We start from the raw sequence: 25,392 nt of genomic DNA on the forward strand, positions 1-25,392 counted from the left end.
ATTTAGATTAATACTTGTTTTTATTCGATCTATATATTGAATGATTAAAATCTCACGGATAGTCCACCACCTGCACCGAAACGATTGTCGTAGCTTGCCATCAATGAAAAGTTTCTTGATAAAAAATATTCCACTCCTGCATTCCAAGTTACTTCTTTGGCGAAAACATCGCCATTTGGAAGGTCATCAACCCAACCGAAATTAGCCTGATATTCATACATTCCAAAAATTGCCGTTCGTGGGAAAATCAGGATTTCACGACTTAAACTAATCTGTGGTCGCAATTTGCTGTCAATCCGCACATCGAGATTGAATAAATAAGGCGTCAAAAACCGAACTCCAGCAATTGCAGTTGTCGTTATTTGGTCCAAACTATCATCCATTTCGTTTTCAACATTCACACCACCAAAAACCCGAAGATAATCGTGTAGATAGCGTTCATAAGTTACTTCTGCTTCAAGATTTTTGTTCCAACCATATTCTCCGGAAACATTGAATTGGTTTCGGATATTTGAGGACACGAAATTAAACGTAGTCATATGCGATGCTGCATCAACCATTGCCCACTTGTAATATTGGTCTGCTTCATTGATTAATTTTTTAACCGGATAATTCGACATTCTTGGGTCGGACGGTGTATCGTAACTTACAACCCTCGCCATCCCGCTCATCATATGGTATAACACGTGGCAATGGAAGAACCAGTCGCCATATTCGTTGCCATAAAATTCTATCGTAACCTCTTGCATTGGTGCCACGTTCACGGTATGTTTTAGTGGCGAGTACTCGCCGTTTTTGTTAATGACCCTAAAAAAGTGTCCGTGCAAGTGCATTGGGTGGTGCATCATCGTGAGGTTGTTTAAAGTGATACGGGTAACTTCTTTATGATTTATTTTGATGTTATCGGCTTCCGAAAGCGGTACACCGTTCATACTCCAGATGTAGCGATTCATATTACCAGTAAGGTTCAATAAAATTTCCCTGACGGGAATATCTTTATCGTAATTGGTCTTTTCTGGAGATTTTAAATAATCATAATTGTATTCAGAAAACATATCCATTTCGTCCATTTGCATAGTGTCCATTCCATCCATTTTGGTGTTATCGTCATTCATATTCATTTTGGAATGGTCCATCTTTTCATTCATCATAGAATCTTTCGGCATATCCATTTTCATTTTTTCATCTTCCATCTTCATTTTAGAATGGTCCATTTTACTGTGGTCTATCTTATCGTTCATCATTGAGTCTTTGGATATATTCATATTCATTTTTGCGTCCTTCATGTTCATTTTGGAATGGTCCATCTGCATTCCGTCCATTTTCATTCCATCCATCTGCATTCCATACTCGGCTTTCATTTCATAGCGTTCATCCTTTTTTGGTTGGAATTTCAATGCGTGCGCACCCATTTTCATCTTCATTTTTGCCATTTGTTGCATCATTTGAATTTTGTCTGGTTTAGGTACAATTTCCGCAGGAAGAATTTTACCAGAACCTATATACGCCAAGGTAGTTCCAGAACCATCTTGCGCCATTGCACGGATTTCAATCTTCCCATCTTCGGGAACGGTTACGATAAAGTCATAGGTTTCCGCTATGGCGATGAAGGTTTTATTGTGTTTTACTGGAACGTCGTCCTTACCATCTGCTGCTACCAATGTTGGCGTGTCGCCACCAAAAGTCATCCAAAATTGTGATGAGGCAGAACCGTTTATGATTCGTAAGCGTACTTTTTCGCCAGCTTTAAATTCAGGATATTCAGCTACTTCCTTTCCATTGATCAAAAATGCAGGGTAATAAATATCGGCAATGTCTGCGCCCTCCATTCGTTGACGCCAGAAATCGAGCTGTGCACCAAAGGCACCTCTCGCAATCACTTTATTTAAAGGGGTTGAAGTACCTTTTTTCATTTGATACCATTCATTACCACGTTTTAGGTTTCGAAGCACATTCATTGGCTTTTCGTTTGTCCAATCTGATAGCATCAATACCAAATCTTTGTCATAATCCAAGGTTTTTTCCTTTGGTTTAATGACGATAGAACCAAAAACACCGCTCTGTTCTTGTAACATTGTATGGGAATGATACCAGTATGTGCCGTTTTGCGTTATGGCAAATTCATATTTAAAAGTGGTGCCTGGCAGTATGGGTGGCGTTGTCAAATAGGGAACGCCATCGTAAAAATTCGGTAAAATAATTCCGTGCCAATGCACCGAAGTTTCTACACTCATTTCATTTTTTACGTAAATGACTGCATATTCACCTTCGGTAAATTCGAGCGTTGGTCCAGGTATTGTTCCGTTGACCGTCATCCCTTTCACTTCTTTGCCAGCCTTGTTGACCATTTCTTCCTTTAACGTCAGGGTATATTCGTGAACAGGTAAATTGTCAGGGTTTCCTTCTGTCGATTTTTCGTAAAGGGATTGGGCAACAACTGTTTGACCAATTAGTAGCACTAGGATTAATAGAAATTTCAAGTTTTTCATTTTATTTTTTATATAATTACCTCAATTTTTTTGAACAATTTAACTCATAAGATTAGAGTTTTAAATAGTTAAATAATTGATGATTGTGGATTGCTGATAATACGTTTTTATGGATTCGATTTGATTCGTTTGAAACTTTAGCTGCAACTCTTGTATGTCGAGTACATCATTAAAATCAATCGTTCCCGTTTCGTAATTTTTTATCAGGATTTCTTCAGCATCTTTTGCCTGCTGAAGGTTTTTAGATTGCGTTTCAAACTTTATCCGTGATTGGTTTCGTTGTGAAATAGCCTTGGCCAGTTCGGTTTTTAACCCATTCAATCGTTCATCTTTCTGTGATGTAATTTCCTGTTGGCGCAAATCGTTCTGTTTGGTAATGGACTTATAGCGATTGTTGAAAATTGGGATTGAGATTGAAACCATTGGCATTACGATGTCTTTGCCATTATCAGGCATATTCATATCTATTCGTTCAGAAACTGGAATATAATCTACCCCAAAACCAAACATTGGCTGGGCTTCACGCAAATTGAGCAATTCAGATTGTGCGACCGATTCATAGAGCTTATCGAACTTTAGCAATTCTGGATTTACGGTTAATGCTTCAAAAGAAAGTTGTCTGTCTTCAAGAGGTAATTGCAGACTATCTACCACAATGACTTCTTTATTATACTCACGGTTCAGCAAACTGTTCATCGCAGCCTGTATGCCCTTGTTCTGCTGTTGCAGGACTTCCTTTTCCTGTTGCAATTCATTTTGCCGAATCTGCAAACGCAGCACATCTACCGCAGAGGCTTTCCCAACTTCCACAGAAGTGAGGGCAAGGCGTTCGTATGTTTGCAACAACTCGATATTTTGGTCAAGGACGCCCTGTTTTGCCCTAATTTCATATAATAAATAATAAAACTGACTTACCGAAAGGACCAGTTTGCGTTTTGCAATTGTGACTTCCAAGTAATCTGCTTCCGCCATCGAAGTTGCATAATTTTTCCTTGCGGTTATAGTGCCGAACCAAGGCAACATTTGCTTAAAACCAATACGTGCTCTTTGCGCTCCAACCCGTGTTTCGGGCGTGCTTACAAAATAACCTGCGCTAAATTCGGTATTGGGAATCCAGTTGGCTTCGTTGACCTTTTCAGTTGAAATGTCATATCGCAACTCAAATTTCTTGATTTCGGGGCTGTTGGAAATTGCCTCGTCTATATAGGTATTTAAATCTTGGGAATAGCTATTGAAAGCTGAAAGACATATCCCGAAAAACAAGACGAATTGTATATTTGTTTTATCTTTTTTCATTATTCAATAGTTATAAGTTGTGATTCGTTTTTCAGCCTCTTCTTCGCCATCCGTTCCTTCTTCCAGCTATAAAGTACTGGCACAAGAAAATAAGACGTTGTGTCCAATAGCATTCCACCAAAAATAGGAATGGACATCGGTATCATTATATCGCTACCTTTTCCTGTTGATGTCAAAACTGGCAACAAGGCTAAAATAGTCGTAACCGTTGTCATCAAACATGGACGGATTCGTTTTGAAGCTGCTTCTAAAGTAGATTTTCGTATTTCAGAAATATCTGTTGGGTCGTTCTTATCAAAAGTTTGTGTGAGATAGGTTGCCATTACTACACCATCATCTGTCGCAATTCCGAAAAGGGCAATAAAACCAACCCAGACCGCAACACTCAAATTGATGGTTTTTATATTGAAGAGATCTCGCAGGTTTTCGCCAAAAAAGTTGAAGTTCAAGAACCAATCTTGACCATAGAACCAAATCATTACAAAACCACCAGCAAAGGCGACGGTAATCCCTGTAAATACCATTAATGTCGTAGAAACCGAACGGAACTGGAAATACAATATTAAAAAGATGACTGCGAGCGCCAAAGGCACAATGATGGATAGTGTTTTTTCTGCACGCAATTGGTTCTCATAAGTTCCTGTGAATTTATAACTGATGCCTTTTGGCATAACCAACTCGCCACTATCAATTTTTTTCTGAATGAGTGCCTGTGCATTTTCCACAACGTTGACTTCGGCAAAACCGTCCAATTTGTCGAATAGCACATAGCCCACTAAAAAAGTATCTTCACTTTTGATTACTTGCGGACCTTGTTCGTATTTAATGGTTGCCAGTTCGCTCAGGGGAACGGGACTGCCTTTTTCAACAGGCACATAAATATCCTTCAAATCTGATGGGTCGCCACGCAATTCACGAGGATAGCGCACCCGAACGCCGTAACGTTCCCTACCTTCTACCGTTTGGGTCAGCACCATTCCGCCAACGGCTACTTGCAGCACGTTTTGAACATCCTCAATGGTAATTCCGTACCGCGCTAATTTTGTTCTATCAATATCTATGAGCAAATAAGGTTTTCCCACGATACGATCTGCAAAAACTGCTTCCTGTTTTACGCCTTCGGCCTGTTTCAGTATATCTTCCAATTGAACCCCAAAGTCTTCAATCTGCTTTAAATCCTGACCTTTTACCTTTATTCCCATTGGTGCGCGCATTCCGGTTTGCAACATTACCAAACGAGTTTCGATAGGTTGCAATTTTGGGGCGGACGTAACGCCTGGAAATTTCGTAACTCTTACAATTTCGTTCCAAATATCATCTGGCGAAGTGATTTCTGGTCGCCAGTTTCGGAAGAATTCGCCATCGTCATCTGGAATCAATTTTTCTGAAGATGCATCGACAGTAATAGATACTTTCTTGCCATTCTTTCTTGCATTTTCTACTTTTTCAGAACCAACGGGATTATTTGGATTTTCAACCAGACTACTATCTTTTTTCATAAAAAATCCGTCATCATTTACTTTAAAACGTTGCCGTTTCCCTTCTTTCAGCAAATATTCCTGTTTATACTGAATCATATTCTCATACATTGATAAAGGTGCTGGGTCGAGTGCGGATTCCGTCCGACCCGATTTACCGACAACGGTTTCGATTTCGGGGAGGCTCGCCACGGCCATATCTAGTTGCTGCAATACTCTTTTGTTCTCTTCGACTCCCGAATGCGGCATAGAGGTTGGCATCAATAGGAATGAACCTTCATTGAGGGAAGGCATAAACTCTTTGCCCGTGTTTTTAAAAATGAGAAAACCTAAAATCAATAAGGTTGTTGGAATGGTCAAGAACAAAAGTCTGTTTGCGAGTGCCCATTTTAAAATTCGGGTATAATACCTTTGGAACAGGGAAAAAACTCCCAACAGACCAAAGCAGATAATGCCCACAAAAAGAAGGCTCCAAAATACACTTTTATCGACACCTAAAGGGCGCCAGTATTCCGCCAAAAGAAACACAATGGCAGCTACAGAAAGGTAGATATTAATATGATTCGAGTGTTTGTGGGACACTTTATCGGTTTGTTTTGAAAGTGCCACAACACCGAAGGCTATCAATATTACACCAATCCAATGTGCGAAAATCACGGCAATAAACCCAGCAAGAATCAAAAGGCTATTGATACCGTAGCCAGTGTTTTTATGAAGGTTCCTGTTTTTAAAGAAAATCGCCGCAAATGGCGGAATTATAAACAAAGCTATAATTATGGATGCCGTTAGTGCAAAGGTTTTTGTGAACGCCAAGGGCCGGAACAGTTTACCTTCGGCTCCTATCATAGTAAATACAGGGATAAAACTGATGATTGTGGTCATTACGGCAGTCACAATAGCTCCAGATACTTCGGCAGTGGCCTTATATACCAATTTATTTATAGGAAGTTTTCTATCGTCTTCATCGAGATGCCTTATTATATTCTCTGCGAGAATAATACCCACATCCACCATTGTACCAATGGCAATGGCAATACCCGAAAGCGCCACAATATTGGCATCGACACCAAAGAATTTCATTGCAATAAAAACCATCAGCACCGCAACGGGCAAAAGTCCTGCAATTAAAATGGAGGCCCGAAGGTTGAACACCATTACGATGATAACTAAAATGGTAATAAGAATTTCAAGCGTTAACGCCTCGTTGAGCGTACCCAAAGTTTCCTGTATGAGTTCGGTACGGTCATAGAAAGGAACAATGGTTACTTGTGAAGTTCTACCATCAGCCAAAACTTTTGAAGGTAAGCCTTTGCTTAACTCCGCAATTTTTTCTTTGACATTGGTAATCACTGCCATCGGATTTGCTCCATAGCGCGCAACAACAACCGCACCTACCACTTCTGCTCCTTCCTTGTCCAAAATGCCACGACGAGTAGCAGGACCAAGCGTAACATTGGCAATATCACTAATCTTTATCGAAGTGTAATTTTCAGAGGTAACAACGGCATTTTCAATATCAGCCACAGATTTTACATAGCCCAGACCTCGAACGAGATATTCGGCTTGATTGATTTCCAACGTCTGTGCACCAATATCCTTATTACTTTCCTTTACAGCTTTTACAACTTGGGCAAGCCCAATGTTGTATTGTCGCATCAATTCTGGATTGACGTCTATGTGATATTCCTTGACATAACCACCGATGGATGCCACTTCTGAAACACCGCTGGCAGATGCCAAAGCATATTTCACATAATAGTCCTGAATACTTCGCAATTCCTGTAAATCCCAACCACCTGTAACGTTGCCATCTTTGTCTCGCCCTTCAAGCGTGTACCAAAATATTTGACCTAAACCTGTGGCATCGGGACCCAAAGCTGGGTTTACACCTTCGGGCAGTAAGCCGCTTGGTAGTGAATTTAGTTTTTCGAGAATTCGGCTTCGGCTCCAGTAAAATTCGATATCCTCATCAAAAATGATATAGATACTTGAAAATCCGAACATTGATGAACTCCGAATCGTTTTTACGCCTGGAATACCCAACAGCGTCGTGGTCAATGGATACGTTATCTGGTCTTCAATATCTTGTGGCGAACGACCATCCCATTTAGTAAACACAATTTGTTGGTTTTCGCCAATATCAGGAATGGCATCCACGGCAACAGGGTCTCTGGGCAAAATTCCAGTATCCCAATTAAAAGGCGCGTAAACTGTTCCAAAACCTACAAATGCGACAAGCAGAAGTACTGCAACGAGTTTGTTTTCGATAAGAAATTTGATACTTTTATTCAGCATAAACTTTGAAAATTAGACAGTTAATAGTATGATTGAATTGTTTGGGTTCAAGAAGTTGAACGCAACAAAACAAGCCCAAAACGGAAGTACCGCAGGACTAATCCCGAAACATCGGGATACTGTCTAAAAAATCAAATCAAGAAAGTCTGGTGTAACACTTTCACATCCCGTTCAATGAATGGAGGTGGATAGGCCACAAAAGGAATAGCTGTAGATTCTGTTCCTTCAAAAAGACTGATATAAGAAAATGTAAGTGAAGTGACAAAAATTTGCTGCTGAAATGATAACTGATCAAATGAAATTTTTAGGTCATCTTGACCTTGCTTAATCAATTGCTGATCTTTACAGCAGGGTTTTTCACTTACTGATGAATTTTCACAATTTGCAACAATGGGTGTTTTTTCCATTCCACAGGAATCTGCCTGCTGAACAAATGAAAAATCTACCAAAGTATCTCCACAATAATGAAAATCAACAGCAAAGGACATAGTAGTAAAAAGAACTACGCCAGCCATAATGACAGCTATTGAATTGTGGATTAATTTTTTCATGTACTGCAAATTTATGAAAAAAATGCGACAAGTTTTGATTTTAAATAAATAAGTCAGACGTTTAAAATACTGTTGAGCGAAAAGCCTAAATATGTAAATTGTATTTTTTTGATTTTATAATTAATCATTACGAAGGAAATTCCTCAAAACAAGAATATATAAAAATTATGGTGAGCATTTAAAATTTAGATGATGTTCCCTCAGTAGTAAACTATAATTTATACTTAGATCTCATAATTGAATTATCAATTAATTATATATGTTCAAATCTTCATTAAAAATAGGACTCTCTATTGCTAAAAAATTTAAGACACTATGAAATACATACCCTTGTGTGAGTGTTTTTAGGGGCTTTAATTTTCTCGAGCCATCAGGCAGCCAGACTATAAAGGGAATTTCTAATTGCTCTTTGGGTGCAAAGGCCGCAGGTATCCCGTGCATGTATAAATTATTTTCCCCTAAAGATTCACCGTGATCTGAAACGAATAGCATCGTACTCTTGTATTGTTTTAATTGCTTTAAATCATCAATTAAACTAGCAAGTAAATAATCTGTATATACAATAGTATTATCATACGCGTTGATGAGCGCTGCTTGCGTACATTCTCCTAACGCAACGCTCGTGCAGACTGGCTTAAACTTTTCAAATTCAGCTGGGTATTTTTTATTATACGACGGACCGTGGCTTGTACTTGTGTGTAAAATAACTAATATTTTATCTTTTTTACTTGCGAGTATTTGCTCTTTCAATCCTTTTAATAGAACTTCATCATAACTACAGGCTTCTCCTTCACAGCCATTTCTTAAATCTTCTTTATTGAAAAAATTCTTAATATGAACTGGAGGTTCGCCCCAATTTGTAGTTCGCCAAATAACTTCTATATTATTTCTATATAGGTAATTAGGTAAAATCTCAAATAAATCACTGGAGTTTTTATGTTCCAAAATGCACTTCACTCCTGCTGTTGTGTATGTAGCACAGGCAGTCGCATTAAAACTATGAACATTTTCCATCTTCGACAATAGCGGAGTTGTAAGTTTTTCATAACCATAAAGTGAAAAGTTTTCACTTCGTGCAGATTCTCCAATTACTAATACTGCAATGGATTTTACAGTGTCCTTTATGGTCGCGTTGGGCAATAAAATTTCTTTTTCATTCTCTTTACTTTTATAGATATAATATCTTGAAGTGTTTACCATATAAGACCAAGGCATTGCCAAAGCGCCCAATTTGGTTGAATTTTTATCAATCCATCGCCAGTTGCCACCATTTACGAAGACCATTACTATAATAAAAAGCAACGTTACGGAACATTTAATCAAAAATCTTTTGAGTGGTTCTTTGGTGATTTTTGCTTTGATAATAAAAAAGGTAGGAATTATGCCTAACAAAATTAAGTAGAGAATTAAGCCAAACGAAAAGAAACTACTGGCCTCTCCATAATCGGTATTTAGTATGTTACCAATCATTGTTATGTCAATCAAAACATTGTAGGTATTTATAAAATAAATAGCAATTGCGTTGCCGATGAAAAAGAAAATCAAAAGAAATTTTCCGACTATTCGAGAAAGAAAAAATATAAGATAAAGTACAAAAGCGTTTACAACCAGCATGATAATTAACAAACTAACAATAATGGTAAGACCGCTTAAACTTTTATAATCGAGCTTATTAAATACGAACTTAAAAAAAGGAAAATGAAAAAATAAGAAATTAATTAAACTTGCTACTACTACAAAATGGGTTAATTTAATGTTCTTTTTAAACATAAATATTCATAATTATAAATTGTGTTCCGAGAAAACTAAGTAACGAAAACTAAAATACAATCAAATTTTCAGTAACTATTTTATTAATTAAAAAACTTCCAAGATATGTTGCGCATTATGAAAAGGCAAGTCTCTGCAACTGCTGTTGAGGGGCAATCGCAAACAGTGTTCTTTTTTTTAATGGAATTTATTAGGAATAGAATTAAAACTTATATTTCAAACCAAGCAGATAATCTCCACCTCCACTTTTAAAAGAAAGTTCGTAATGGTCCCGCTCATATGGAGTGGTGAAGATATAAGTACTTCCTATACCTACAATGGTGCCTGCCAAAACATCCCATCCGTCATGTCTAGGATTATGGCCTTCCAATCGAGAAACTCCTACATATCCGGCAACCAAATAGGCGGGAACACCAAATTTCCAACCATATCTTCTTTGAATAAAAGAAGCTCCAGAAAAAGCTTCCGCCGTATGGCCAGATGGAAATGCATGCCCATCGATTGCTCCATTTGGTCTAGATTTATTTATAGCATATTTTAAAATAAAAGTTGTTCCCAGTGTCGTGCCAAAGGATTCAGCAAACTGCCAAAAACCCTCCTTATCTTTTTTTGCAAGAATTAAAGCAAATGCCGCAACAACCGACACATGTTGTGCATAATTACCACTATCCTGAATGGTATTTTCAAATCTAGTTTGTCTAGACAACCCTTCTTGAGACCATAACAGTCCAACCGTCATAATAAATAATAATACAAGTATTTTTTTCATAGACTTCGGTATAAAGATTTTTTTTAAAAATGAAAAGATGTGAAGTAGTTTTTGAGTCTATGTAGGGGGTTGTTAAAATTCTAAAGTAAATGTATTGTTGAAATCTTAAGAAATTCTGAAGTTTGGAAAACGCGCTGATTTAAAAAGGTGTTTTAAAATCAATCATTTTCAACAGTAAATTCATTATTGATCTGGAAGGTTTCATCCTCCATCACGAAAAATGCTTTGTTCTCATCATAGCCAATTACTATGATCGATCCATCAACTTCAATTTCAAATCCATAATCTATTCCAGCTGGAGTTGTTCGTTCAAAAGATTTTACCACTGAGTCACGTGGATATTTTTTTTGTAATGCTATAAGAAGTGCTGCGGGGATATCATCTATAAAAACTTCCCTTTCATTAGAAACCCACATCCCTTCCTTGTCATAGAATGCGCTCATATATTCAAACTTAATAATGTGAAAAGAGGCTTTCCATAAACCATTATATTCCAGTTTCCAGCTTATATCTTTTGCGTTAGTAAATTGATATACAAAGACATTAATTACAGTTTCTGGTGGTTGTGGACTACAGGAAATTAGAGTGAAACTTACCAAAATAATTATTAAAATGGATTTGCTTAAATTCATAGCGCAATTTTTAAATTGAGTATCTATTTTCATTTTATTAACACCCAAAATTAAAGCCCAATTCTTTTCTTAAATTGAAGGAAATCTAAAGGAATTCTTGAACTAGCATAAAAAAAAGTGCCTTGAAATGGCACTTCACGGCACTTTAATAATCAACTACTTAACCAACCTAAAAAACTTAATCTAATCGTTGTCTTCTTTATCGCTTTTTTCTGTTTTCTTTTCTTGTTTAATTACTTTTCCCGAAGAGTCAATGGCAACTTCCATCTCAGTATCTCCTTTCTCCAATGCAAATTCATAGACCGCACCTGAAGCTGTTTCAGATAGTTCCATTTCTTCTGTTTTGAATCCTGGAAAACCATCAGACAATGCCTTTTTAACGGCGGCGGGTAAATCTTTTTCCACTATTTCATGCTCGGTTTCTTTCCAAGTGCCATCATCCGAAAAATTTGCTGAGTATTCCATTTTATTCATTTTAAACTCTGCTTCCCATTCATTTGCAGATTCCTTATCCCACTTTACAGATTTTGCTGTTGGAAACTTTTTAGTGAACGCATTCTTTACTTTTTGGGGGACCTTTTCTCCTGCGGAGCAAAAGCTAAACATAACCGAAGTTAATGCGACTGCTAATAATACTTTTATTGTTTTCATAACTATTTTTTTTAAATTATAAAATAAAAGTAACTACCAATTCTAAAGTTGATTTTAAGAGAATCTAAAGAATGAAGATTATTTCTTTAAAATGTGATTGAGAACGAATGTTGTTGGTTTGCAAAACTATAGGAGAGATCAAAATTATAGAAATCACATATTTTTTTTACAATGGCCAGTCCGAGCCCAGTGGATTGCACAGAATTTACCTCCCTATAAAATCTAAGAAATAGTTTTTCAGGATGCTTTAAAGCATTTTGACCATAATTGGATATTACCAAGGTTTTATTTTCTGCAATTATAGAAATCTTTTTTTCTTCACCACTATGCTTAATGGCGTTGGAAATTAAATTGTTTATTAAAATATCGGCAAGATAAAAATCCATTGAAGTGATAAGATCGTTTTTTGAAGCTAGCGTTATATAATCAATCTCTAACTCTTTAAAATTTTCTATCTTTTCCTCCAAAAGCTTTGTAATATTAACATCTTCAACCCTTATAAATTGATTATTGTCAATTTTAGTAAGTAAGGTAATTCGTTGGTTGAGATTCTTCAAACGTTGAATGTCCTTTTGAATGGAAGAAATTTGCTCGAACTGTTTGTCATTAATAGTATGCTCATTGATAATATTATCAATCTTGGCCTGAATAATTGCCAAAGGGGTCTGCATTTCGTGCGAAACATCTTCAGTGAACTGTTTTAAGCTTTCATAGTCAGTCCTAACTTTGGAAGTCAATAATAATATTTCATCTTTTAGTTCAGAAAATTCCAAAACGTCACTGTCAACAAGTTGTAGTTCTTTATTTGAAGAGAGAGAGAATCCTTTCATCTGTTCCAAATTTGTGAAAAAAGGATTCCAAAGTTTAATATTCTTTCTAGTATTGAAAAAGAATAAAAATAGAAATGCCAATACAAAAATGGCTATATTTGAAAATACAATAGCTATAAGAATATCCTCAGATTCAACTACCAAATTTCTCACGGTTATTTGATACGTTTCACCGTTTATTTCCTTCCAACTTGAAAGTTCACGAAAGGCTTCCATTTCGTCTTGGGATGGGTCATAAATGACAGTGTCCTTTAAAATTTTAGGTCTTATCAGACTTGCTTGTTTTATTTCTGTAATGGGAGGGAATGAAAGAACTGGTTTACCTTTTTTTAAGGCATTTATAACTCGGGCCTCCGTGGAATATAAACTTTCTTCTACCTGATCTTGGAGTAAGCTTTTTGTGTAAAAATATAATGCAATGGAACTCAAAACTGTCAAAACAAAACCGGTCAACAGAAAGGTTTTTGATGTTTTTTTTATAAGTTTTGTTTTTTTACCCATTCCTAGTCTTCAATAAATTTGTATCCACTTCCATAAGCTGTTTTTATATATTTTGCCCCTTCTGAAGTTAATTTTTTACGCAAGTTATTGATGTGCACATAAATAAAATCAAAGTTGTCCAATAGATCACTATTGTCGCCCCAAAGATGTTCCGCTATTATTTCTTTTGAGAGCACCCTTCCTTTATTCGACACAAAAAATACGAGTAAGTCATATTCCTTTTTCGTCAGCGCCATTGCTTTTCCATCAATATATGCAGTTCTGGAACGTGTGTCTATTTTAATTTCATTAAATTCAATAAGCTCGTTTCCTCCGTACTTTCCCCTCCGCAAAACAGCGGTTATTCGCGCATTTAATTCTGCTAAGTGAAATGGTTTTGTTATATAATCATCAGCGCCCAAATCAAGACCTTCCAGCTTATCTGTCAGCGAATTGTTTGCCGATATAATAATTACGCCAACATCCTTATTTTCTTTTTTTAAAGATTTAAGTATGTCAAGACCACTGCCAGAAATTAGATTTACATCTAAAATAATCACATCGTAATCATACATCGCGACCTTTTCCGAAGCTTCATTAAAATTTGATGCTACTTCACACAAATTTCCATCGCGTTCCAAATAAGTAACTATGGCTCGTTGTAGATCAATCTCGTCTTCGGCTATTAAATATTTCATCTTTATAAAATTAGAGTAATAAAACTGATATTTGATTATGCCACTATCTTTTCTTTTTTATGTGAGTTAAATGTCAAATACACTACACAAGCTATAATTACCGCAAAAAAGATAATATTTATTATAGTTATTGAAATTCCCAGTCCACCATCTTTTGGAGCCTGTATAAACAAATCTCCCAACGAAGCACCAATGGGTCTTGTAACTATAAATGCTATCCAGAATGCCAAAACAGCACTTATAATTTTGGTGTAGTATAAAATGCCCGCTAAAATGAAAATTGAACCGAAAATAACAAGAGAATATAAATACCCCACATTCAAATATTCTGAAACGGTATCGCCCACCCCAGTACCTAAAGCAAATGTTGTTAACACAATAATCCAATAAAACCGTTCCCTTGCATTATTGTTGATTGAGTGAATGGACAGTGTTTCTTCTTTTGCGTACCATAAATAAAATACAACCGCCATTGCAATAGTAAAAACAACGTCTAATATTAATAATGAAACACCCAGATTGTCTACCAAATAATCGGTAATTAAAGTTCCTTCAATACTCATCATTACAATTAATAGCCAGTAGGCAGGCGGATAGTATTTTTTCTGTCTAAAATTCCAAATAACAACAATAATGGTAATTACACCCATTAAAATTGTAGTTGTTGGCAGACCAAAATTTAAATTAACTGCAATGTAATCTGCTGCTGTTTCTCCTACTGTGGTTGAAAATATTTTAATGACCCAAAATAAAATCCCCAACTCCGCTACTCTATTTAGCAATTCCTTTTTCATGACTTACTTTATTTTTAATTGATTAAGCTATAAAGGTAGTAGCGAATTCTAAATGTATTCTAAAGTAGAATCTGTTTAAGGATTTCAAAAAGATTGGCGTTTGCTTTACTTCTGAAGGAGTTTATTTCTTTCAGCTGCCGCTGGAATATGCAAAACCTAATTCTATTATTGTATGAAAAAAAATCAAAAGTTTATTCTTTAATTATTTTCAAAATAGTAGGCAAAATCACCAATAAAAGCGGCAATGCAAACACCAATCCACCAATCACAGCAATGGCCAAAGGTTGATGCAGTTGCGCTCCTGCCCCAATTCCCAAAGCGAGTGGTGCAAGTGCCATAATTGCTGCAAAAACAGTCATTAAATTTGGTCGCAGCCGAGTGGCAATAGAATATTCAATTTTTTCCAAATGTGTTAATGATGAATCAGTATCGCAATATTGCCGATACGTAAAAATGGCATTTTCGCCAATAATTCCCACAATCATTACAATGCCTGTATAACTGCCAACGTTAAGCGGTGTTCCAGTAATAAAAAGCCCTAACAAACAGCCCGCAACCCCCAAAATCGCAACAACAATAATAGCAAAAGCAATTTTTATTCTTCGGAATAGAAAAAGAATAACAATAAACACCAAGAGAATTGCGGAAATCAAAATCATCAACAACTCCTTAAAAGCCTGTTTCTGTTCTTTGTATGCACCACCATATTCAATGGAATATCCGGGGGGAAGACTTATATTCTTAGTTAAGGTATTCTGTATTTCGTTTAAAGTTGATCCCAAATCCCTTTTGTCCAAACGGGCCGTAATAACGCCCATTGATTTCTGGTTTTCACGGTTTATTTCCGCAACTCCCTTTTGAGTATTGATGGTAGCGACCGTATTTATTGGTACTGAATTACCGTTAGGCAAAAGAATTGATGCGTTTTTAATATTTTCAATCGAGATTTGGTTGGCATCAGGATAAATGAGCCTAATGTCAATAATCTGCTCTTTATCAATAACAGTACTTAAAACAGTACCCTCTATTTGTGTCTGCATTTGTAGCTGAAAATCTGCAACGGTCAGTCCCAGTTGTGCCAATTTGGGCACGTTGGGCTGAATGTTTAGCTCCGGACCGGCCAAGATAATTCCATCGTTAACATCTGCCGTGCCCTTCACTTTCTCGATCTGTGAAGCTATTTCCTTGGAAAGAGATTCTAGTTTATTTACATCGTCCCCAAAAACCTTCACTTCAATAGGTTGAACAGAACTCATAAGATCGCCAAGCATATCGCCTATTACCTGCCCAAAATCGATGGTTAATTGGGGAAGTTTTGCTTCCACTTTACTGCGAATTTCATCGGAAACCTCAGTGGTGGTTTTACTGCGTTTATCTTTTAATTTTATCAGATAATCACCTCGGTTGGGTTCAGTGATGAAAAACCCCAATTGTGTTCCCAAACGGGCAGAATAAGCTTCCACTTCTGGCTGACCGTCCAACACCTTGTTTACAATCTGGAGCATTCTGTCAGTTTCTTCTAGCGTTGTTCCTGGTGGACTCTTATAATCCAATATAATGCTACCCTCATCCATTTCAGGCAAAAATCCTGATGGTAATTTGGACGGAATCAATATTATTAAAATTATACAAAATGCAAGGAATACAATTCCTATTATTGGTTTTGCCAGAATATTATGTATCCATTTTGTTTTAGTCTCGTGTTTCTTAGCTTTTGAATTTTTCCGGGTAAATAAAATTGAAAGTACCGGTACCACAAGCCAAGTCACTACAAAGGAAGCCGCTAAGGCCATAATCATTGTATAAGCCATTACCTGAAAGTACGCTCCGGCAACCCCTGTCATTAATACAAAAGGAATGAATATAACGACTGTGCTTAATGAGGACCCCACCATTGCGGGAAATAAATGTTTTATTGTCTCGTGAGCAATCCAGCTCATATTTTCTTCTGGATTTTCTTCCTTTATTTTATGAATTTTTTCTATTATCACCACCACATCATCTATCATCAATCCAATAGCGGCTGCAACGGCACCAAGGGTCATAATATTGAAGGTATAATTGAAAGCTTCCAAGATGATGAGCGTAAGCGAAAGCGACACGGGAATTGTAAATAGTACGACCAAACTGGCCGAAAAAGATCGTAAGAAAATTATAACTACCAAGAGTGCCAATACCAGTCCTATCCAAAGAACGTCTTTGATACTCGAGATACTCGTGTTTACAAAATCGGCCTGTTTATAATAGGGTTTTAGAACAACGCCCTTGGGTAAAATATTTGCCAGTTCTTTTACCTTTTGCTCTATGCTAGCGTTTATATCTACCAAATTGGCGTTTGGCTGTTTGATTACCGCAATAGTTGGCACATTTTTGCCATTGGCGAGGATTTTTACGTATTCTTTTACTTCTGAAACCTCAATGTTTGCTACATCCTTTAATCTGATTAAACGGGTGGGACTGTTTACAATTACCAGATCCTCTAGTTCTGAGATATTATGAACGGCATTGTCTGTAAGTGTCAAGTACATGCGGTCATAATCAGTTATAAAACCATTGGATTGTAGAATATTTGAGTTTGTAACGGCATTTTGAATCGTGGTCAGGGAAATTCCCAAAGATTTAATGGTAGCTGGATTCAGGACTATGCGGTATTCCTTATCCTTCCCCCCAATTACCACAATATCTGAAACTCCTTGCGTTGCAGCCAAATAAGGCTTAATGGTATATTTTGCAATCTTTTTTAGTTCTACTTGAGAGAGTCCGTCTCCTTCCACGGAATAACCCATAACCGGTAAAATAGAGGGGTTCATTTTTTCTACGGAAAACACTGTGTTGGGAAGTATGTTGTCCTTGGATTGACTGATGAACGACTCGATCTGTGCCTTCGCCGTATTGATGTCCATGTTCCAATCTAGAAATACTGAAATCTCACAACTGCCACGTGAGGTTGTGCTGCGTATATATTGCAAGCCTTCCGTACGACGAATAATGTTTTCCAGCGGTATCGTTACCGTGGTCATCATCTTATCTACTGGTTGCTGCCCAGCATCTGCAATAACTTTGATTTTTGGAAACGTAATATCCGGAAAGAGTCCCGTTTTTAAATTTTTATAGGAAAACACGCCGCCCACCAACAATAAAACGGCAATGGCCAAGATGGGATATTTATAACTGGAATGCAGGTTCTTCATGGCTATTTGTATTTTACCAGGGTAGAATCCTGCATTTGGTAAGCTCCTTCTAAAATCACTAAATCATTCAAATGAATTTTATCAGATTTAATCTGAATAAGCGAATCATTCTTTAACTCTGGAAACACAGCCACTTTGATTGCCAATGAATCATTTACTACTTTCATAACCCAATAATCGGTCAACAGCTCATTGGTTTGAAGGGCTTTTTTAGGAATTGCCATAGCTTCAGCATCTTCTTTGAATATCGTGCGGACCTGTACATTTAGGTTTTCGGGAAGTGAAGCGTCTGGTAAGGCTATTAAAAAAACTTGCGATTGGGCTGCCGGATCTATCATTGGTAAAGTTCCCGTTATTTTTGCAGAGAGTGTTTGTCCATTCTGCAATAAAATTTCACATACAGAACCAATTTTTATCGTTCCTTCATACTCATAGGGTACATTCACTTGAACAACCAAGGTTTTAGGCTGTACAATTGTTGCCAATATATCTCCTTCTGCTACATAACCATTTTGGGTAACGTTCAGAACAGTAATAATTCCGTTTGCATTGCTTGCAATTCTTATAGGACCTATAAATTTTGCGAGCGAACTGTCAATTTTTACGGCTTCTTTCAGCGCATCCTGTTCTTTAGTTCGGAGTGAAGCAAATGTTTGACCTATCCGTATTGGATCGCCAATTTTAAAAGGCATATACGAAATATACCCAGTGATATTTGACCGAATATCATCCTTTTTTTGATACTGTGTAACACCATTAAAAGTTAGATATTCTTTGATGTCGTTTCGCTGAACTTTTATTACACTCACTGCGATAGGCACTTTTTTTGTTTCCTTTGTTTCCACAGTTTTCTTGCAGGCCGTTACGCTTAAAAGCAGCAACACGATTGTTATATTTTTGATGTATTGTATAACCATAATTACCAGTTAATAAAATTATACTGGCTCTGTAATAACCAGTGATTGGTCTGCATTTGCAATTGTGCGTAAACATTCTGTTTGTAATTCTGGATCACGTTTAGGTAGTCCACAATCGATACCTGCCCCTGCACCAACTTTCCCTTATATATTTCAAGTATGTTATTCTGTTTTTTTAATTGATTTTCCATCAATTGCATGGTTTTGTCAAGTCCTGATACTTGTTGTTTAATACTTTCAAGTCTATTTTTCAACTGTATTTTAGAATTTTCACGATAGTATTCAAGGCTCTCCTTTTTCATATCGTTTTGCATTTCATTAAACTTTCGCTGCCCGCCATCGTAAATAGGAATCGTCAATCGCAGTCCCGCACTCGCTCCTATTCTGTGTTCAATATTCTGCAATTCCACAGCGTTCAATCCTGTATTTGCATACACAGACACTTGGGGTTTATATTGGTTGTTAAATACCTGCTCGTCTGCAGCAACCTGTAAACTGTCATTTTGAAATTTTTTATTGTAAAAAAATTCAGTTGGACTACCGATTGCTGAAATATCTGGCTGCGCTATTTTGTCAATGGATTCTAATGGAATACCACTCAAGCTGTACAACTGGGCTATCGAAGTTTTAAAATTGTTTTGAATTTGTTTCAGTTCAAGCTTTTTGCTTTCAATATCTAGTTGCAACAGCAAATAATCACTTTCCATCAAAACAGCGCGTTTTACCAAAAGTTCTACAACCTGCAATCTGTTATCCAAATCGCTCAAAATTTCCTTCGTGAATTCGGCCTGCAGTTGAAGCTGATAAGTTGTGATATACAGATCAGTAATATTCTTTATTAAATTGTGTGAAATCTCTTCCGAAGAAAGCTGGATCGAATTATTTTTTATTTTATCTGAAATAACAAATTATCGATTACCGCTTGGTTAAAAAGGTTTTTGGTAACATTTAGCTGCGCGGAATAAAGCCCTCCATTGGTGATGCCAACATCGTAACCAAAAGCATTTGGCGATGGAGTGGTTGTAATATCTATCGGTTTGCCATTATTATCAAAATAAGGAGCCACTAAAACTTCTGAAGTGGCATTGATCTGAAAAGCCCTGTTTTGAGCGATTATCAACTTATTTTGGAGTTCCCCAATTTGCTCAAGATTTCTGTTTTCTAGCAAGGCAGGAGTATTATTTTTTGCTTGAAGCAAATAATAGTCAAGTTCTCTAATATCTTGGGCAGAAACCTTTAAGAATGCCAACAATAAAAAGATAAGAGTAAGCTGAGTATGTTTCATTATTAGTTTGCTCAATTTCTACTTTAAGTCTACAATAAAAAAATGGAAGTCATTTGAAGACAATAGTGCCTGACGAGGGAAGAAGTGTGCGAAACCAAATATTAATCCTACTTCCCTATCAGGGCTTACACTTAGGCACGATACCTTTAAATGTGGCTAATTCAAATAAACGATGTCTGTAACCTAAAACGTAATTTTGCCTATATGCCCTGAAAATTTATTTTTTAATATGAAGTAAAAGTAGCAGCGAAATCTAAAGAAATATTAAAGTGAAAAACTAAAGACAACTTAAAACTTCATATTTTCTTTAGAATCTGAGAGTACATTTAAATTTTAATTCCTTAAAATTTTACTCAATATGAAAGATTTACTGGTAGCCATAATAAAACGTTTAGGCAATATTCTTTCAATTAATTTTAAAAAATACGATAAAAAGCTTCCCTATATTATTACTGCTTTCATTACTTCAGTAATTGTAATAGTTGGAATAAATGTATTTATTGAGCTTACTGAAGATTTGAAATCTAAATATTTGGCATCCTACGATTCTCTTATTAGCAAGACAATTGTGAGTTATCGAACACCTGCGCTAACTGAGTATTTTATATTTATGACCAATCTTGGGGATACTTGGGGATATGTAATTGTTTTTGTACTATGCAACCTTATATTTTATTCAGTATTTAGAAGTTGGAAGTACGTGGCCGAATTATCTTTAGTGATGATATTGGCATTAAGTTCTGATTTGATACTTAAAAAAATAATCAATAGGGCAAGGCCTGATGTAAAACATTTAGTTGCAGTAAACACTTCAAGTTATCCAAGTGGCCACGCTATGTTGGCTATGTCATTCTATTGACTTTTGATTTATTTAGTATTTCAATTTAAAATTAGCAAAATTTTGAAATATTTTTTGATCTTGTTATTAGTCTTGTTTATACTCAGTATTGGCGTTAGCCGAGTTTATCTCGGTGTTCATTATCCATCTGATGTAGCTGGCGGTTATATTGCTGGATTTATTTGGGTTGTTTTTTGTATTATGATCTTCAATTTGATAAAAGTTTTTAAGAAAGATTCTGCAACTTGATTTTACGAGTTTTTATTCTTTAAAAATTTTCACTGCTTTCTTTAGAAAACCTGAGATTATAGAAATTAAGGGGTACTTCTAAACATCATTAAATAAAATTTACTTTATCCTAAAAATATTAAAGTTTCAAGAAAGGTGCGTATAAAAAACTATACACTTATCAAGTACTATAAAACCTATGTTTTCAAAAAAATGGTTAGTTCCTCTTTCTCCGCAAAGCTCTTAAACATATATTTACGAGCTTTTCAATTTTTAACCACCCCTTTGTTTTCAACGTCTATATAATTTAACTAAATATTCTGTTTAACAAATTCGTTAATTCTTTAAACATCTTGTATCTTCACCAACAAATAAATTAGGTTAAAACCCTATAAAAATGAAGCTATGTTCGGACTATTTAAAAAGAAATCAGAAAAGGAAGTATTGCAGGAAAAATATCAAAAATTATCAAATGAATCCTTCAAGCTTTCTACAACCAACCGAAAGTTAAGCGACCAAAAGGCTTATGAAGCTGAAGAAGTGATGAAACAACTGGAAAAACTGAAATAGTTTGATAATGACAGATGAGAAAAAACCCGATAACGTAGTTTTCAATATTGAAAATAATAGGTATGATGCAGCGCTAAAGCCCTATCCAACTTCATTAGGATCGCCAGTCATAACAATTTCAGATACTACGGCTTGGAAAAACAGAAGCATCAACAAAACAAACCATAAAGTAAACGCCAAATATTTAGAGCTAAAAGCTGAATATGAAAAAATGATTATGGAGTTTGAATATAACAATCTCATTTTCAATTCAGAATTTAGTTTTGAACCCGTAATTGGCGAGATTTACCATCTTTATAAAAGAAAGGAAGGCAAGAGCTTTCTATCCTTAATTGCTCCAGGACAATGCAATTTTAAACATATAGGCAGTTTCTATCTGAACGTAGATCAAACCTGGGAAAAAGTAAACGAATTATGATAGGTGAAGCCTTAACAGAAAGACAATTGGACAGAATTATTGAAATGGCCTGGGAAGACCGCACTCCTTTTGAAGCAATAGAGTTTCAATTTGGATTTCCGGAAAAGGAAATTATAAAAATAATGCGTGGCAATCTTAAGGAAAGTAGCTTCAAACTTTGGCGCAAACGCGTTAATAGTGGCGTAAGCAAAAAACACCTCAAAAAAAGAAGTTCAGAAATCAGCCGCTTTAAATGCTCGCGGCAGAAAACCATTTCTGGAAATAAAATAAGTAAAAGGTAATTTCATTCTTCCCTTAAAAACAAATATCAATATTCATTTTTAAAACTCATCTTAATTAAATATATTACTGAACCGATTCAACTAATTCAGAATTTTTTCAGAAACATATTTAATCATGAGCAATTACCACATTAAAAATTTAGAAGAATACTTTCAAGTTTATAGAAAATCTGTTCGCGATCCTGAAAATTTCTGGGAAGAAATAGCCGAAGAAAACTTTATGTGGCGCAAACGATGGGATAAAGTACTGGAATATGACCTCTCAAAACCTGAAGTTTCGTGGTATAAAGGCGCAAAACTAAACATTACTGAAAACTGTATAGATAGGCATTTATATGCACGTGGCAACAAAACAGCCATCATTTTTGAGCCCAACAACCCTTCCGAAGAAGCCGAACATATCACCTACAACCAGCTTCACGACCGCGTTTGTCGGTTTGCAAACGTTTTGCTAGACCACGGAGTAAAGAAAGGAGATCGAGTTTGTATTTACTTACCAATGATTCCTGAACTGGCGGTTTCATTATTGGCCTGCGCGCGTATTGGCGCAATACATTCTGTGGTTTTTGCGGGGTTTTCTTCCACCGCACTTCACACTCGAATTAATGATTCTGATTGCAAAATGGTCATCACCAGCGACGGCTCTTATCGCGGTGGAAAAACAATAGATTTAAAAGGAATTGTAGACGAAGCAATGAATTCCTGCCCAAACGTAAAAACTGTTCTCGTTGCTAAACGCATGAATTCTGAAATTACGATGAAAGAAGGTCGCGATAAGTGGCTTCAACCCTTGCTTGATGAAGCTAGCAACCAATGTGCTCCAGAAATTATGGATGCGGAAGATCCACTTTTTATCCTCTACACTTCTGGCTCCACCGGAAAACCAAAAGGAATGGTTCATACCACGGCTGGCTATATGGTTTTCACGGCTTACACTTTTAAAAACGTATTCCAATACCGCGAAAACGATGTTTATTGGTGTACCGCAGACATTGGCTGGGTCACCGGTCACAGTTACATAGTTTATGGTCCATTGGCAAATGGCGCAACAACTGTACTTTTTGAAGGCGTTCCCTCCTACCCAGATTTTGGACGTTTTTGGCAAGTTATTGAAAAGCATAAAATTAACCAGTTTTATACCGCGCCAACTGCAATACGTGCCTTGGCGAAAGAACGTTTGGATTTTTCAGCAAACTATGATCTTTCTTCGCTCAAGATTTTGGGAAGCGTTGGGGAACCCATTAATGAAGAGGCTTGGCACTGGTACAACGACAATATCGGGAAGAAAAACTGCCCAATTGTAGATACGTGGTGGCAAACCGAAACAGGCGGAATTATGATTTCGCCCATTCCCTACTCCACACCAACTATTCCTACCTACGCTACGCTTCCATTGCCTGGAATTCAGCCTGCATTGATGGACGAAAATGGCGATGAACTGAAAGGAAATTTAGTGAGCGGACGTTTATGTATCAAATTTCCGTGGCCAGGAATGGCGCGAACCATTTGGAACAATCACGAACGGTATCGCGAAACCTATTTTTCAACTTTTAAAAATAATTATTTTTCAGGAGATGGCGCATTAAGAGACAGCACAGGCTATTACCGAATTACGGGGCGTGTAGATGATGTAATTATTGTTTCTGGTCACAATTTAGGAACCGCACCAATTGAAGATGCCATAAACGAACACCCAGCAGTGGCAGAAAGCGCCATCGTTGGCTTTCCACACGATGTGAAGGGAAATGCGCTGTACGGTTTTGTTATTTTGAAAGAAACTGGCGAAACTCGCCTACACGAAAACTTGCGTAAAGAAATAAACCAAATAATAACCGAACATATTGGACCAATAGCCAAACTGGACAAAATACAATTCACCACTGGCCTACCAAAAACCCGAAGTGGAAAAATAATGCGTCGCATTTTAAGAAAGATTGCAGAGAAGGATACTAACAATTTGGGTGATATCTCGACACTGCTAAACCCAGAAGTGGTGCAGGAAATAATGGATGGAGCGATTTAGATTTTGAAAAAAGGCCGCTAACTATTTTTAATAACAATATCATTAAAAAAACAAAACCCACGCACATTACTTAAATGATACGTAGGTCTTTATTATTAAAAATGGAGGAGATACTATTTTATAATTATTCGCTTATTAACCGAACTATCCGAAGCGGAAACCTTAACAATATAAACGCCTTGCGCAAGTTGAAGAATCAGATTGATATTTCTTTCTGAATAATTATTCTGAAAAACCTGCTGTCCAAGCGTGTTAAATATTGCCACGGAAGATTCCATATTACTTGGTAGGTTTATGTTTACATTTCCATTGGAAATACTTGGGTATATGTTGAAATCGAAAGCTGTTGCGTTTGAAACTCCTAGAGAACACTGAATTACCTCTGGATCAAAACCAGCTGGGAAGGTGTTTTCGAAAGTTTCAATTCCATTTAGCGGCCAAATGTCTCTGTTTAACATTTTATTTCCAGGTCCAATTAAGCAAAAGGTTGGGTATGCATTAACACCAAAGTTGTTGTCAACTGCTGGACCGCCGCCTTCATTGCTTACTGCGGGTGCGTGATTAAATGGTCCACCGTGATCTATTTCATATTGTCTAACACGAGCATTGTTGTCGTTTCCATTGTTTATGGAAATAGCAAATACATCACCTCCGTTACATCCATATTTATCAAAAAACTCGTTAAACGTGGGTGCAGAACCTTGGCAAGGCACGCAGTCTACAAAAAAGAAATCGAGCCATACATATTTACCCTCTGCAATTAGAGAATACAAGTTATATTCGTTTCCTTCAGTATCAGTTACGGTAAAATCATCTACCACATCGCCAACCTGATAGTTGTTAGTCTGTGCATTTGCGAAAATGGTAAAGAACAAGAGTATTAATGTAATTTTTTTCATAATAGTTGA

General features: G+C 36.5%; 22 protein-coding genes. 6 read left to right on the top strand and 16 right to left on the bottom strand.

Going from position 1 to position 25,392, the window contains the following annotated elements:
* Nucleotides 1-44: 44 nt before the first annotated feature.
* The 15 genes from AEQSU_RS15700 to AEQSU_RS15770 all read right to left on the bottom strand — a co-directional run bounded on the left by AEQSU_RS15700 (nt 45) and on the right by AEQSU_RS15770 (nt 20,141).
* A complete protein-coding gene (locus AEQSU_RS15700) occupies nt 45-2,489 on the bottom strand; it encodes a multicopper oxidase domain-containing protein (RefSeq protein WP_014783863.1) in 2,445 nt (814 codons plus the stop codon).
* 60 nt (nt 2,490-2,549) lie between these two features.
* Nucleotides 2,550-3,785 carry a TolC family protein gene (locus AEQSU_RS15705; protein ID WP_014783864.1) on the bottom strand — a complete coding sequence of 412 codons (1,236 nt, stop codon included), beginning with the start codon at nt 3,783-3,785 and terminating at the stop codon, nt 2,550-2,552.
* Complete coding sequence (locus AEQSU_RS15710; protein WP_014783865.1) at nt 3,785-7,558, bottom strand: efflux RND transporter permease subunit; 3,774 nt, start codon at nt 7,556-7,558, stop codon at nt 3,785-3,787. The genes AEQSU_RS15705 and AEQSU_RS15710 overlap by 1 nt, the downstream gene beginning before the upstream one ends.
* A gap of 131 nt (nt 7,559-7,689) precedes the next feature.
* Nucleotides 7,690-8,109, bottom strand: coding sequence for an HYC_CC_PP family protein (locus AEQSU_RS15715; protein ID WP_014783866.1), 420 nt, complete (start codon nt 8,107-8,109; stop codon nt 7,690-7,692).
* Between the two features lie 249 nt (nt 8,110-8,358).
* Nucleotides 8,359-9,879 (bottom strand): phosphoethanolamine--lipid A transferase EptA, encoded by a 1,521-nt coding sequence (gene eptA, locus AEQSU_RS15720; protein WP_014783867.1) that lies wholly within the window; start codon nt 9,877-9,879, stop codon nt 8,359-8,361.
* A 202-nt stretch (nt 9,880-10,081) separates the two neighbouring features.
* Nucleotides 10,082-10,648, bottom strand: coding sequence for a phosphatase PAP2 family protein (locus tag AEQSU_RS15725; protein ID WP_014783868.1), 567 nt, complete (start codon nt 10,646-10,648; stop codon nt 10,082-10,084).
* A gap of 158 nt (nt 10,649-10,806) precedes the next feature.
* Nucleotides 10,807-11,280 carry a hypothetical protein gene (locus tag AEQSU_RS15730; protein ID WP_014783869.1) on the bottom strand — a complete coding sequence of 158 codons (474 nt, stop codon included), beginning with the start codon at nt 11,278-11,280 and terminating at the stop codon, nt 10,807-10,809.
* 183 nt (nt 11,281-11,463) lie between these two features.
* Nucleotides 11,464-11,931 (bottom strand): PepSY-like domain-containing protein, encoded by a 468-nt coding sequence (locus AEQSU_RS15735; RefSeq protein ID WP_014783870.1) that lies wholly within the window; start codon nt 11,929-11,931, stop codon nt 11,464-11,466.
* An 86-nt stretch (nt 11,932-12,017) separates the two neighbouring features.
* Nucleotides 12,018-13,262 (bottom strand): sensor histidine kinase, encoded by a 1,245-nt coding sequence (locus tag AEQSU_RS15740; protein ID WP_014783871.1) that lies wholly within the window; start codon nt 13,260-13,262, stop codon nt 12,018-12,020.
* 2 nt (nt 13,263-13,264) lie between these two features.
* Nucleotides 13,265-13,939, bottom strand: coding sequence for a response regulator transcription factor (locus AEQSU_RS15745; RefSeq protein WP_014783872.1), 675 nt, complete (start codon nt 13,937-13,939; stop codon nt 13,265-13,267).
* Nucleotides 13,940-13,974: 35 nt separating this feature from the next.
* Nucleotides 13,975-14,733: a COG4705 family protein gene (locus AEQSU_RS15750; RefSeq protein ID WP_014783873.1), complete on the bottom strand. Its 759-nt coding sequence runs from the start codon at nt 14,731-14,733 to the stop codon at nt 13,975-13,977.
* A 191-nt stretch (nt 14,734-14,924) separates the two neighbouring features.
* Nucleotides 14,925-17,924 (bottom strand): efflux RND transporter permease subunit, encoded by a 3,000-nt coding sequence (locus AEQSU_RS15755; RefSeq protein ID WP_014783874.1) that lies wholly within the window; start codon nt 17,922-17,924, stop codon nt 14,925-14,927.
* A 2-nt stretch (nt 17,925-17,926) separates the two neighbouring features.
* Nucleotides 17,927-18,841 (bottom strand): efflux RND transporter periplasmic adaptor subunit, encoded by a 915-nt coding sequence (locus tag AEQSU_RS15760; RefSeq protein WP_014783875.1) that lies wholly within the window; start codon nt 18,839-18,841, stop codon nt 17,927-17,929.
* Nucleotides 18,842-18,843: 2 nt separating this feature from the next.
* Nucleotides 18,844-19,608: a TolC family protein gene (locus AEQSU_RS15765; protein ID WP_042492152.1), complete on the bottom strand. Its 765-nt coding sequence runs from the start codon at nt 19,606-19,608 to the stop codon at nt 18,844-18,846.
* A 119-nt stretch (nt 19,609-19,727) separates the two neighbouring features.
* Complete coding sequence (locus AEQSU_RS15770) at nt 19,728-20,141, bottom strand: hypothetical protein (RefSeq protein ID WP_211206523.1); 414 nt, start codon at nt 20,139-20,141, stop codon at nt 19,728-19,730.
* A 343-nt stretch (nt 20,142-20,484) separates the two neighbouring features.
* Between AEQSU_RS15770 and AEQSU_RS15775 the strand changes: the two genes are divergently transcribed.
* The 6 genes from AEQSU_RS15775 to acs all read left to right on the top strand — a co-directional run bounded on the left by AEQSU_RS15775 (nt 20,485) and on the right by acs (nt 24,484).
* Nucleotides 20,485-20,985, top strand: a complete 501-nt coding sequence (locus AEQSU_RS15775) for a phosphatase PAP2 family protein (RefSeq protein ID WP_245529087.1) — start codon at nt 20,485-20,487, stop codon at nt 20,983-20,985.
* A gap of 3 nt (nt 20,986-20,988) precedes the next feature.
* Nucleotides 20,989-21,213 (top strand): phosphatase PAP2 family protein, encoded by a 225-nt coding sequence (locus AEQSU_RS16950; protein WP_280956319.1) that lies wholly within the window; start codon nt 20,989-20,991, stop codon nt 21,211-21,213.
* A gap of 384 nt (nt 21,214-21,597) precedes the next feature.
* Nucleotides 21,598-21,762, top strand: a complete 165-nt coding sequence (locus tag AEQSU_RS16705) for a Lacal_2735 family protein (protein ID WP_014783876.1) — start codon at nt 21,598-21,600, stop codon at nt 21,760-21,762.
* Between the two features lie 7 nt (nt 21,763-21,769).
* A complete protein-coding gene (locus tag AEQSU_RS15785) occupies nt 21,770-22,180 on the top strand; it encodes a DUF2452 domain-containing protein (protein ID WP_014783877.1) in 411 nt (136 codons plus the stop codon).
* Nucleotides 22,177-22,461, top strand: coding sequence for a TIGR03643 family protein (locus AEQSU_RS15790; RefSeq protein ID WP_014783878.1), 285 nt, complete (start codon nt 22,177-22,179; stop codon nt 22,459-22,461). The genes AEQSU_RS15785 and AEQSU_RS15790 overlap by 4 nt, the downstream gene beginning before the upstream one ends.
* Nucleotides 22,462-22,576: 115 nt before the next feature.
* Complete coding sequence (acs, locus tag AEQSU_RS15795) at nt 22,577-24,484, top strand: acetate--CoA ligase (protein ID WP_014783879.1); 1,908 nt, start codon at nt 22,577-22,579, stop codon at nt 24,482-24,484.
* Between the two features lie 113 nt (nt 24,485-24,597).
* On the opposite strand, the gene AEQSU_RS15800 is transcribed toward acs, so the two are convergent.
* Complete coding sequence (locus AEQSU_RS15800; protein WP_014783880.1) at nt 24,598-25,383, bottom strand: T9SS type A sorting domain-containing protein; 786 nt, start codon at nt 25,381-25,383, stop codon at nt 24,598-24,600.
* Nucleotides 25,384-25,392 lie beyond the last annotated feature (9 nt).

This window comes from Aequorivita sublithincola DSM 14238 (genome assembly GCF_000265385.1).
In the GTDB taxonomy this organism is placed as follows: Bacteria; Bacteroidota; Bacteroidia; order Flavobacteriales; family Flavobacteriaceae; genus Aequorivita; species Aequorivita sublithincola.

Bases quoted from the DNA above. Each gene is read 5' to 3' on its own strand.
- AEQSU_RS15700 (WP_014783863.1), bottom strand. From the start codon at position 2,489: ATGAAAAACTTGAAATTTCTATTAATCCTAGTGCTACTAATTGGTCAA.
- AEQSU_RS15705 (WP_014783864.1), bottom strand. From the start codon at position 3,785: ATGAAAAAAGATAAAACAAATATACAATTCGTCTTGTTTTTCGGGATA.
- AEQSU_RS15710 (WP_014783865.1), bottom strand. From the start codon at position 7,558: ATGCTGAATAAAAGTATCAAATTTCTTATCGAAAACAAACTCGTTGCA.
- AEQSU_RS15715 (WP_014783866.1), bottom strand. From the start codon at position 8,109: ATGAAAAAATTAATCCACAATTCAATAGCTGTCATTATGGCTGGCGTA.
- eptA (WP_014783867.1), bottom strand. From the start codon at position 9,879: ATGTTTAAAAAGAACATTAAATTAACCCATTTTGTAGTAGTAGCAAGT.
- AEQSU_RS15725 (WP_014783868.1), bottom strand. From the start codon at position 10,648: ATGAAAAAAATACTTGTATTATTATTTATTATGACGGTTGGACTGTTA.
- AEQSU_RS15730 (WP_014783869.1), bottom strand. From the start codon at position 11,280: ATGAATTTAAGCAAATCCATTTTAATAATTATTTTGGTAAGTTTCACT.
- AEQSU_RS15735 (WP_014783870.1), bottom strand. From the start codon at position 11,931: ATGAAAACAATAAAAGTATTATTAGCAGTCGCATTAACTTCGGTTATG.
- AEQSU_RS15740 (WP_014783871.1), bottom strand. From the start codon at position 13,262: ATGGGTAAAAAAACAAAACTTATAAAAAAAACATCAAAAACCTTTCTG.
- AEQSU_RS15745 (WP_014783872.1), bottom strand. From the start codon at position 13,939: ATGAAATATTTAATAGCCGAAGACGAGATTGATCTACAACGAGCCATA.
- AEQSU_RS15750 (WP_014783873.1), bottom strand. From the start codon at position 14,733: ATGAAAAAGGAATTGCTAAATAGAGTAGCGGAGTTGGGGATTTTATTT.
- AEQSU_RS15755 (WP_014783874.1), bottom strand. From the start codon at position 17,924: ATGAAGAACCTGCATTCCAGTTATAAATATCCCATCTTGGCCATTGCC.
- AEQSU_RS15760 (WP_014783875.1), bottom strand. From the start codon at position 18,841: ATGGTTATACAATACATCAAAAATATAACAATCGTGTTGCTGCTTTTA.
- AEQSU_RS15775 (WP_245529087.1), top strand. From the start codon at position 20,485: ATGAAAGATTTACTGGTAGCCATAATAAAACGTTTAGGCAATATTCTT.
- AEQSU_RS16705 (WP_014783876.1), top strand. From the start codon at position 21,598: ATGTTCGGACTATTTAAAAAGAAATCAGAAAAGGAAGTATTGCAGGAA.
- AEQSU_RS15785 (WP_014783877.1), top strand. From the start codon at position 21,770: ATGACAGATGAGAAAAAACCCGATAACGTAGTTTTCAATATTGAAAAT.
- AEQSU_RS15790 (WP_014783878.1), top strand. From the start codon at position 22,177: ATGATAGGTGAAGCCTTAACAGAAAGACAATTGGACAGAATTATTGAA.
- acs (WP_014783879.1), top strand. From the start codon at position 22,577: ATGAGCAATTACCACATTAAAAATTTAGAAGAATACTTTCAAGTTTAT.
- AEQSU_RS15800 (WP_014783880.1), bottom strand. From the start codon at position 25,383: ATGAAAAAAATTACATTAATACTCTTGTTCTTTACCATTTTCGCAAAT.